We start from the raw sequence: 8,782 nt of genomic DNA, 5'->3' as shown, positions 1-8,782 counted from the left end.
GGGCGACCGGAGCTGCCGCAACCCCGCCGGCGGACCTGGAGCCACCACATGCGGGTGCACCGGAACCTGCCGGCGGACATGGTCTACCCGATCCGCAACATGTACCTCGAGGCCATCGACCGGGCCACGCAGCGGGTGTGGCTGACCTCGGCCTACCTCATTCCCGACGACACCTTCACCCGGGCACTGGTGCAGGCGGCCCAGCGGGGGGTGGACGTGCGGATCATCGTCCCGCACTTCAGCAACCACATCGTCGCGGACTGGGTCAGCCGGGTGAACTACGAGGAGCTGCTGCGCGGCGGCGTGCGGCTGCTGCGTTTCGAGAACGCGATGGTCCATGCCAAGACCGGCACCGTCGACGGGCTGTGGTCGACGATCGGAACCGCCAACATCGACCGGCTCAGCCTCGCCGGGAACTACGAGGTCAACATGGAGATCCTCGACCCGCACGTCGCGCGCCGGATGGAGGAGATCTTCCTGCTGGACTCGGGCAACTGCACCGAGCTGACGCTCGAGGAATGGCTCGCCCGCCCGATGATCAACCGGGTCACCGAGGGCATCCTCTCCCCCTGGCGCCCGCTGCTCTGACCCATCGGCCCTGCTGCGGACGGTGTGGGCCGGTGGGTGCGCCCGACCCAGGGAGCGAGGAACGAGCGACCAAGGGCGCCGCCCATCGCGCCCACACCGTCCACTTCCGCGGCGGTGGGGACGACGAAGGGCGGGTCGCACCTGCAGGTGCGACCCGCCCTTCGGCAGATCCGGTGTCCCCGTCAGCGACGGGGAGGGATCACTTGAGCTCGACGGTGGCGCCGGCGCCCTCGAGGGCCTCCTTGGCCTTGTCGGCGGCCTCCTTGTCGACCTTCTCCAGGACCGGCTTCGGAGCGCCGTCCACGAGGTCCTTGGCCTCCTTCAGGCCGAGGGAGGTCAGGCCGCGGACCTCCTTGATGACCTGGATCTTCTTGTCACCGGCAGCGGCGAGGACGACGTCGAACTCGTCCTGCTCCTCGGCGGCGGCGTCGCCGCCGCCGCTCTCGCCACCGGCGGCCGGGGCGGCACCCGCGACCGCGACCGGGGCGGCCGCGCTGACCTCGAAGGTCTCCTCGAACTGCTTCACGAACTCGGAGAGCTCGATCAGGGTCATCTCCTTGAAGACCTCAAGGAGCTCGTCGTTGCTGAGCTTCGCCATGATGGGCGTCCTTTCTTGCTGTGTGCCGTGAGTGGCGTGTTGGGGATGTGGCCGAACCCGATGGGCTCAGGCCTCGTCGCCACCCTCGGGGGTGGTCTCGGTGGCCGCCTCGGGAGCCCCGGTCGCGACCGGGCCCTCCTCCTCGACCTTGGTGCGCAGCGCGTCGACGACCCGGGCGGTCTGCGACAGCGGAGCGTTGAACAGCTGGGCGGCCTGCGTGAGCTGCGCCTTCATGGCGCCGGCAAGCTGGCCCAGGAGAACCTCACGCGACTCGAGCTTCGCGAGCTTCTCGATGTCCTCCGGCGAGAGCGGGTTCCCGTCGAGGATCCCACCCTTGATCACCAGGAGGGGGTGGTCCTTGGCGAAGTTGCGCAGGCCCTTGGCGGTCTCGACCGGGTCGCCCTCGTCCTCGACGAAGACGAGCGCGTTCGGCCCGACGAACTGCCCCTCGAAGGCGGACTCGACGCCCGCCTCCTTCGCGGCACGCTGGGTCAGCGTGTTCTTCACCACGGAGTAGGTGGCGTTGCCACGGAGGTTCTTGCGCAGCTCAGCCAGCTGCGTCACGGTCAGGCCGCGGTACTCCGTGAGAACGGCCGCGCTGGAGCTGCGGAACTTCTCCGCCAGCTCGGCGATGACGGCGTCCTTCTCGGCAGTCGCCATGCGGGCCTCCCTTCTCGTGTGGTCCGCCGGTGTCCCCGGGCCCACGAAAAAAGAGCCCCGGCGCAGGGCACGGGACTCAGGCACGCCACAGGGGCGTACACGTTCTCGATGGCCTGCGCTGGTCGCCCGCATCTCGCGGAGCCTTCGGTCGTCCTCGATGGTGAGCACGACGACCGGCGGTCAATGGTCGTGGACAACGATACGGGCCGCCGCCCCCGCTGGTCAAAACGGGGACGACGGCCCGTGACCGTCAGTTGGAGGAGCCCGAGCCCCCGCCGGGGGCGGCACCGCCGGAGGGCTGCTTCGGGATCTTCAGCGTGCCGACCTTGTCCTTCGGCGGGGCCTTGACGGAGACGTCATCGCCCCACCCCGAGTAGGTGATGTCCAGCGAAGCCTGGCCGGACTTCGTCGTGGCCTTCACCGGGCGCTGGTCCTCGTCGACCACGAGCGTCGTCGTGGTCTTCTGGGCCTGCTGGGCGGCCATCGCGGCGCCCTGCTCGTTGCCGGCCTCCTTGGCCTGGTGCTCGAGCGCCTTGCCCATCTGCTTCTTGGACAGCTTGACCTCGTAGGTGACCTTGCCGTCCTCGACCTTGGTCACCTCCGCGTCCACGTCGCCCGCGCCCTTGATCGAGGCGAAGGGGTCCCGCAGGTCGACCATCGCCTGCATCGAGGTGGCCATCTGCTGTTCCTGCGGGTTCTTGGCCTCGGGGTCGGCCTTGATCCAGGACTTGCCCTTCTGGGTGACCTGGGGCGAGGGGGCCTTGAGGTAGTGCGTGCCGTCGACCAACCGGATGTCGAGGTCCTGACCGCCGGTCTTGCCGGAGATGCTGGCCGCCTCCTTCTTGCCCAGCTCGAAGTCCCCGTCCAGCTGGACACCGGTGGACTTGACCTTCATCGTCCCGCTGCCGGCGTCCTCCATGGCGGAGTTGACGTCCTTGCTCAGCGAGTTCAGCTTCACGGTGTCGCCCTCGCTGGCACCGCCGGAGCCGCACGCCGCGAGCGCGATGGCCGTCGCCGCGCCGATGATGGTCGCGGTCGTCGTCCTCTTCATCGTCGAAATCGTCCTTTTCGTCGTGGATGGCCGCTGGGCAGCCGTACCCCGTCAGTCTGGCGGGCATCTCTGGGTGGTTCCTGACCGTCTCGTCCACACCGCCTGCACCGCGGACGGGCGAAGGGGGTGCCGGCCCCCTTCGGGCCCGGCACCCCCTTCGCAGACGGCCGCTCGCGGCCTCACTCGTGGTGGTTCACTCCGCCGCGACGGCCTCGACCGGTGCGGACTCCTCGAGGAGGTTCTTGGTGCGGGAGATGTCCAACGGGATGCCCGGACCCATCGTCGTGCTCAGGGTGCCCTTGGTGATGTAGGCGCCCTTGGCGGCGGAGGGCTTCAGCCGCAGGACCTCGTCCAGCGCGGCCTGGTAGTTCTCCACCAGGGCCTTCTCGTCGAAGCTCGCCTTGCCGATGATGAAGTGCAGGTTGGCGTGCTTGTCGTTGCGGAACTCGATCTTGCCGCCCTTGATGTCGGAGACGGCCTTGGCCGTGTCCATCGTGACCGTGCCCGTCTTCGGGTTCGGCATCAGGCCGCGGGGGCCCAGGACCTTGCCGAGACGACCGACCTTGCCCATCAGGTCGGGGGTGGCCACGACGGCGTCGAAGTCGAGCCAGCCGCCCTGGACCTTCTCGAGCATGTCGTCGGACCCGACGAAGTCGGCCCCGGCCGCGACCGCGGCATCGGCCTTGTCGCCGGCCGCGAAGACGAGGACCCGGGAGGTCTTGCCGGTGCCGTGGGGCAGGTTGACCGTGCCACGGACCATCTGGTCGGCCTTGCGCGGGTCGATGCCGAGGCGGAAGACGACCTCGACGGTCTCGTCGTAGGTGGTACGGGCGGCCTGCTTGCCGAGGCGGACGGCCTCGAGCGGCGGGTAGGTCAGGTTCTCGTTGATCTTCGCTGCCGCGTTGCGGTAGGTCTTGCTGCGCTTCATGGGTGCTCCTTGGTGTGGTGGAGTCGTGGTGCGGACCAGCGCCGGCCCTCCCACGGTCTGTGCCGGGCTGCTCAGAGCTCGGTCTCGATACCCATCTGACGTGCGGTGCCGGCGATGGTCTTCATCGCGGCATCGAGGTCGTGGGAGTTCAGGTCGGGCATCTTGGTCTCGGCGATCTCGCGGATCTGGTCCTTGGAGATCTTGCCGACCTTGGTCTTGTGCGGCTCGCCGGAGGCCTTCTTCACACCGGCGGCCTTCTTGATCAGCTGCGCGGCCGGCGGGGTCTTCGTGATGAAGGTGAAGGAACGGTCCTCGTAGACGGTGATCTCGACGGGGACGACGTTGCCGCGCATGTCCGCCGTGGCGTCGTTGTACGCCTTGACGAACTCCATGATGTTGACGCCGTGCTGACCCAGTGCCGGGCCGACGGGCGGGGCCGGGGTGGCCGCACCCGCGTCGATCTGGAGCTTGATGTAGCCGGCGATCTTCTTCTTCTTGGGGGGCATGCGGTCTTTCCTACTTCCTGGTTGTGGGCCCACGCCTTGGGCGATGACCCGGTTGCAGTGCGATGGTGATTCGCTCTTACAGCTTCGCGACCTGGTTGAAGCCGAGCTCGACCGGGGTCTCCCGGCCGAAGATGGAGACGAGGACCTTCAGCTTCTGGGCCTCCGGCAGGACCTCGGAGATCGTGGCCGGCATGGTCTCGAAGGGGCCCTCCATGACGGTGACGGACTCGCCGACCTCGAAGTCGACGTCCACCGGGGCGGCCGGGGCGCCGCTCTCGGTGACCGGGGCACCGGCGGTCGGGGCGGCCGGCTTCTCCAGGTCCGCCGGCTTGAGCATGGTGTAGACCTCGTCGAGGCTCAGCGGCACCGGGTTGTGGGCGTTGCCGACGAAGCCGGTGACGCCGGGGGTGTGCCGGACGGCGCCCCAGGACTCGTCGGTGAGGTCCATGCGCACGAGGCAGTAGCCGGGCATCCGCGGCTGCTTGCGGACCTTCTTCTGCCCGTTCTTGATCTCGGTGACCTCGTCGATGGTCACGGCGACCTCGAAGATGGAGTCCTCCAGGTCGAGGTTCTCCACGCGCGTCATGAGGTTGTGCTTCACGCGGTTCTCGTACCCGGCGTAGGTGTGGATGACGTACCAGTCGCCCCACTTCGAGGCGAGGTCGTCCTTGAACGCCTGGACGGGGTCCTCGGTGTCCTCGGGCAGCAGGTCGCCGTCCTCGTCGACCGTCGCGGGGGCGGTGTCGGCGGCGTCAGCCTCGGTGGCGTCGGTCTCGGCGGGGGCGTCGGAGGTCGACTCGTCCGGGACCTGCGGGGTGGCACCCTCGACGGTCTCGGTGCCCTCGGCCTCGGTGGACTCGGGGGTCTGCTCGGACATGACCTGTTTCCTCACTTCGACTCAACTTCAGCAACGACGGCGCACGGCGCGCCCGGACCACGGACAGGCGGGTTCAGCCGCCGAACACCCAGAGCATCAACCGGGTGAGCACCCAGTCCAGCCCCGCGGTGATCGCCATGATGAACACCACGAAGACGAGCACGACCGCCGTGTAGTTGATCAGCTCCGACCGAGTGGGCCGCACGACCTTGCGCAGCTCGTCCAGGACCTGGGCCAGGAAGGCCCCGATCGCCCGGAAGAACCGGGAGAGCACTCCGCCCTTCGCCTGGCCGCGCCGCGACTGGGTCGGCTGCGCTCCGAGCTGGCTCACGTCGTCTCTCTCATCTCATCCGGGTCCGGCGTGCTGCAGGGCCTGCTGCCGTGCAACGCAGGGCAGGAGGGACTCGAACCCCCAACCGCCGGTTTTGGAGACCGGTGCGCTACCAATTGCGCCACTGCCCTTCGCGGGCGAGCCGTTGGGCACTCGCCTGCGACGGGTCTCCTCCAGCCGAATCATGCAGCGCGCGGGCACGCCGGATAGTTCGGTCGGAGTCAACCAAGGGACAACTGTACGTCACGGCGGCCCCCTGCTGCGAACCCACGCAAGATGGAAGACTGCGAGGGTGACTTCGTCGACCGATGCCTCTCCCCTGTCCGACCTCTCCACCGAGGAGCTGCGAGCCCTCGCGACCGCCCAGCGGGACGCCCACGCCGCCCACCGGGCGAAGGGGGCCACCCTCGACCTCACGCGCGGCAAGCCCAGCGCCGCCCAGCTCGATCTCTCCGACGCCCTGCTGCGGTTGCCGACCACGACGACGGACCGCTCCGGTACCGACGTGCGCAACTACGGCGGCCTGCGCGGCCTCGTCGAGCTGCGAGAGATCTTCGCCGAGCTGCTCCGCGTGGACACCGAGCAACTGATCGCCGGGGGCAACTCCTCGCTGACGATCATGCGCGACGTCCTCGTGGACCTGCTCCTCTTCGGCGGGGTGGACTCCCCGCGGCCGTGGTCGCAGGAGGAGAAGGTCACCTTCATCTGCCCGGTGCCCGGTTACGACCGTCACTTCGGGCTGCTGGCGGAGCTCGGCATCGAGATGGTGACCGTCCCGATGACCGACGACGGGCCGGACGCCGAGGCCGTGGCCCGGATCGCCGCCGAGGACCCCTCGGTCAAGGGGATGTGGATCGTCCCGACCTACGCCAACCCCACCGGCGCCGTCTGCTCGCAGGAGGTCGCCGACCGGCTGGCCTCGATGCCGACGGCCGCCCCGGACTTCAAGATCTTCTGGGACAACGCCTACGCCGTGCACCACCTGAGCGAGCAGGAGGCCAAGAGCGCGGACATCATCTCGCTGACCTCCGCGAGCGAGCACCCGCACCGGGCCTTCGTCTTCGCATCGACCTCCAAGGTCACCTACGCCGGCGGCGGCGTGGCCTTCCTCGCCTCCTCGAGCGAGCAGATCGAGTGGTACCTGGCCCACCTGGGCAAGGGCTCGATCGGGCCGGACAAGGTCAACCACCTGCGGCATGCGGAGTTCTTCGGCGACGCGGAGGGCGTGCTGGCGCACATGCGCAGGCACCGCGAGATCCTTGCCCCCAAGTTCGCGGAGGTCGAGCGCGTCCTCGGTGAGCGCCTCGGTGGCCGCGGGGTCGCCACGTGGAATTCGCCCACGGGTGGGTACTTCGTCAACCTGGACGTCCTGCCCGGCACGGCGAGCAGGGTGGTCGCACTGGCGAAGGAGGCCGGTTTGTCCCTGACCCCCGCGGGCGCATCCTTCCCGTACGGGAAGGACCCGCAGGACACGAACATCCGCCTCGCCCCGACCATGCCGCCGCTGTCCGAGCTCACCGAGGCCATGGAGATCGTCGCCACGTGCGTCCTCCTGGCCGCGGCCGAGAAGCTGTCCGGAGACACCGCGAAGGAGTGACCATGAGCGAGCAGCCCGACATCCCCGACCAGCAGCCCGAGAACCTGGACACGGACCTGACCAGCTACAGCCTCGACGACGAGGACCAGCTGGAGCCGGAGGACACCCTGACCGGCACCGGCGAAGAGGGAGAGCCGGACGTGGTGGACACGTCCTGGTCCCCGCCGGACTCCGCCCGCGGCTCGCTCGCGCACGGCACCACCGCCGCCGAGCAGGCCGAGGACGAGACCATCGACGAGCGGATCAAGCAGGAGCGGCCCGACCCCGCCTCTGCCGCGGGGGCCCCGGACGACGAGTCCGGGCTGGACGCGGACCCGGTCGGCGGCGACGACCCCGACGCGATCGCGGCGGACCAGGACTGGCTCGGGGACACCGAGGTCGGCGACGAGCGCGCGGGCCGCCTCGTCTCCGACGACGAGGGCGTGCGGGAGGACACCGAGAAGGAGACGTGGGCCGAGGACGTCGGCATCGACCGCGGGGCCGCATCCGCGGAGGAGGCCGCGGTGCACATCTCCGACGGGGACGGCGAAGGGGACGAGGCCTGACCTCCCGGGGCCGGGGCCTGCGTGCGCTTCCCAAGGCCCACCTGCACCTGCACTTCACCGGCTCCATGCAGGTGGAGACCGTGCGGGAGATGGCCACGGGCCACGGCATGCGCCTGCCGGAGGTGCTGCGCGGGGGCTACCCGCCGCAGCTCTCGGCGGCCGACGAGCGCGGCTGGTTCCGCTTCCAGCGCCTCTACGACGCGGCGCGCCACTGCGTGCAGGGTGAGGCCGACATGCGCCGGATCGTGCGCGAGGCCGCCCTCACGGACGGCGCCGAGGGAGGCCGCTGGCTGGAGATCCAGGTCGACCCCACCTCCTACGCCCCCTTCGTCGGGGGCATCACGCCCGCGCTGGAGATCGTCCTCGACGAGGCCCGACGGGTCAGCGCCGAGGCGGCGGTGACCGGGGCAGCCCAGGTCGGGGTGATCGTGGCCGCGAGCCGCACCCGCCACCCCCTCGAAGCCCGGACGCTGGCCCGGCTGGCCGCGAAGTACGCCGGCGACCGGCCCGGGGAGGTCCTCGGCTTCGGGCTCTCCAATGACGAGCGCCGCGGGAACACGGGGGACTTCGAACGGGCCTTCCGGATCGCCGCGCGGGCCGGGCTGACGCTCGTCCCCCACGCCGGTGAGCTGCTCGGCCCCGACGCGGTGACCGAGACCCTCGACCGCCTCCACCCCGACCGCCTCGGCCACGGGGTGCGCAGCATGGAGGACCCCGCCGTGCTGCGCCGGGTCGTCGACTCCGGGGTGGCACTGGAGGTCTGCCCGGGGTCCAACGTCTCGCTGGGGGTCTACCGCGAGGCACCGGACGTCCCCCTTCGCTCCCTCGTGGCGGCCGGGGCGACGGTCGCACTCGGCGCGGACGACCCGTTGCTCTTCGACTCCCGGCTGCTCGACCAGTACGAGACCGCGCGCACCGTCCACGGCCTCGACGACGCCGAGCTGGCCGACCTGGCCCGCGCGTCCTTCCGGGCGAGTCGAGCGCCGCAGGAGGTCCTCGATGCGGCCCTGGCCGACATCGACGCCTGGCTGGCAGACCCCCCACCCGACGCGGCCTGACCCCGGGCGGTCTCGGCCGACGAAGTCGTCTGCGATCTGCAAG

11 protein-coding genes and 1 tRNA gene are annotated in these 8,782 nt (G+C 70.0%); 4 read left to right on the top strand and 8 right to left on the bottom strand.

The window, feature by feature from the left end:
- The coding region (locus tag JCO01S_RS11760) for a phospholipase D-like domain-containing protein (RefSeq protein WP_245634423.1) at positions 1-588 on the top strand (588 nt) is incomplete at its 5' end.
- A gap of 199 nt (positions 589-787) precedes the next feature.
- On the opposite strand, the gene rplL is transcribed toward JCO01S_RS11760, so the two are convergent.
- The 8 genes from rplL to JCO01S_RS11720 all read right to left on the bottom strand — a co-directional run bounded on the left by rplL (position 788) and on the right by JCO01S_RS11720 (position 5,670).
- Complete coding sequence (gene rplL, locus JCO01S_RS11755; protein ID WP_068255732.1) at positions 788-1,186, bottom strand: 50S ribosomal protein L7/L12; 399 nt, start codon at positions 1,184-1,186, stop codon at positions 788-790.
- A 66-nt stretch (positions 1,187-1,252) separates the two neighbouring features.
- Complete coding sequence (rplJ, locus tag JCO01S_RS11750) at positions 1,253-1,846, bottom strand: 50S ribosomal protein L10 (protein ID WP_068255730.1); 594 nt, start codon at positions 1,844-1,846, stop codon at positions 1,253-1,255.
- Between the two features lie 250 nt (positions 1,847-2,096).
- Entirely contained in the window at positions 2,097-2,897 is an 801-nt protein-coding gene (locus tag JCO01S_RS11745) for an SCO4651 family lipoprotein (RefSeq protein ID WP_068255727.1), read from the bottom strand.
- 193 nt (positions 2,898-3,090) lie between these two features.
- Positions 3,091-3,825, bottom strand: coding sequence for a 50S ribosomal protein L1 (gene rplA, locus JCO01S_RS11740; RefSeq protein WP_068255717.1), 735 nt, complete (start codon positions 3,823-3,825; stop codon positions 3,091-3,093).
- Positions 3,826-3,896: 71 nt separating this feature from the next.
- The gene (rplK, locus tag JCO01S_RS11735) at positions 3,897-4,331 is read right to left on the bottom strand and encodes a 50S ribosomal protein L11 (RefSeq protein WP_068255715.1); all 435 of its coding nucleotides are present in this window, start codon (positions 4,329-4,331) and stop codon (positions 3,897-3,899) included.
- 76 nt (positions 4,332-4,407) lie between these two features.
- On the bottom strand, positions 4,408-5,208 hold the full coding sequence (gene nusG, locus JCO01S_RS11730; protein WP_068255713.1) for a transcription termination/antitermination protein NusG: 801 nt from the start codon (positions 5,206-5,208) through the stop codon (positions 4,408-4,410).
- A 73-nt stretch (positions 5,209-5,281) separates the two neighbouring features.
- Complete coding sequence (secE, locus tag JCO01S_RS11725; protein ID WP_068255711.1) at positions 5,282-5,539, bottom strand: preprotein translocase subunit SecE; 258 nt, start codon at positions 5,537-5,539, stop codon at positions 5,282-5,284.
- A gap of 58 nt (positions 5,540-5,597) precedes the next feature.
- Positions 5,598-5,670, bottom strand: a tRNA-Trp gene (locus JCO01S_RS11720).
- A gap of 161 nt (positions 5,671-5,831) precedes the next feature.
- Between JCO01S_RS11720 and JCO01S_RS11715 the strand changes: the two genes are divergently transcribed.
- The 3 genes from JCO01S_RS11715 to JCO01S_RS11705 are packed head-to-tail and all read left to right on the top strand — an operon-like array spanning position 5,832 to position 8,739.
- Positions 5,832-7,136, top strand: coding sequence for an aspartate aminotransferase type Ic (locus JCO01S_RS11715; protein WP_068255706.1), 1,305 nt, complete (start codon positions 5,832-5,834; stop codon positions 7,134-7,136).
- A gap of 2 nt (positions 7,137-7,138) precedes the next feature.
- Positions 7,139-7,681 (top strand): DUF5709 domain-containing protein, encoded by a 543-nt coding sequence (locus JCO01S_RS11710; protein WP_068255702.1) that lies wholly within the window; start codon positions 7,139-7,141, stop codon positions 7,679-7,681.
- Entirely contained in the window at positions 7,678-8,739 is a 1,062-nt protein-coding gene (locus JCO01S_RS11705; protein ID WP_068255737.1) for an adenosine deaminase, read from the top strand. The genes JCO01S_RS11710 and JCO01S_RS11705 overlap by 4 nt, the downstream gene beginning before the upstream one ends.
- Positions 8,740-8,782: the final 43 nt, after the last annotated feature.

Source organism: Janibacter corallicola NBRC 107790 (assembly GCF_001570965.1).
Classification (GTDB): Bacteria; Actinomycetota; Actinomycetes; order Actinomycetales; family Dermatophilaceae; genus Janibacter; species Janibacter corallicola.
This window is presented reverse-complemented; position numbering and strand designations above follow the sequence as displayed.

Coding starts and splice junctions, on each gene's coding strand:
- rplL (WP_068255732.1), bottom strand. CDS start 1,186: ATGGCGAAGCTCAGCAACGACGAGCTCCTTGAGGTCTTCAAGGAGATG.
- rplJ (WP_068255730.1), bottom strand. CDS start 1,846: ATGGCGACTGCCGAGAAGGACGCCGTCATCGCCGAGCTGGCGGAGAAG.
- JCO01S_RS11745 (WP_068255727.1), bottom strand. CDS start 2,897: ATGAAGAGGACGACGACCGCGACCATCATCGGCGCGGCGACGGCCATC.
- rplA (WP_068255717.1), bottom strand. CDS start 3,825: ATGAAGCGCAGCAAGACCTACCGCAACGCGGCAGCGAAGATCAACGAG.
- rplK (WP_068255715.1), bottom strand. CDS start 4,331: ATGCCCCCCAAGAAGAAGAAGATCGCCGGCTACATCAAGCTCCAGATC.
- nusG (WP_068255713.1), bottom strand. CDS start 5,208: ATGTCCGAGCAGACCCCCGAGTCCACCGAGGCCGAGGGCACCGAGACC.
- JCO01S_RS11710 (WP_068255702.1), top strand. CDS start 7,139: ATGAGCGAGCAGCCCGACATCCCCGACCAGCAGCCCGAGAACCTGGAC.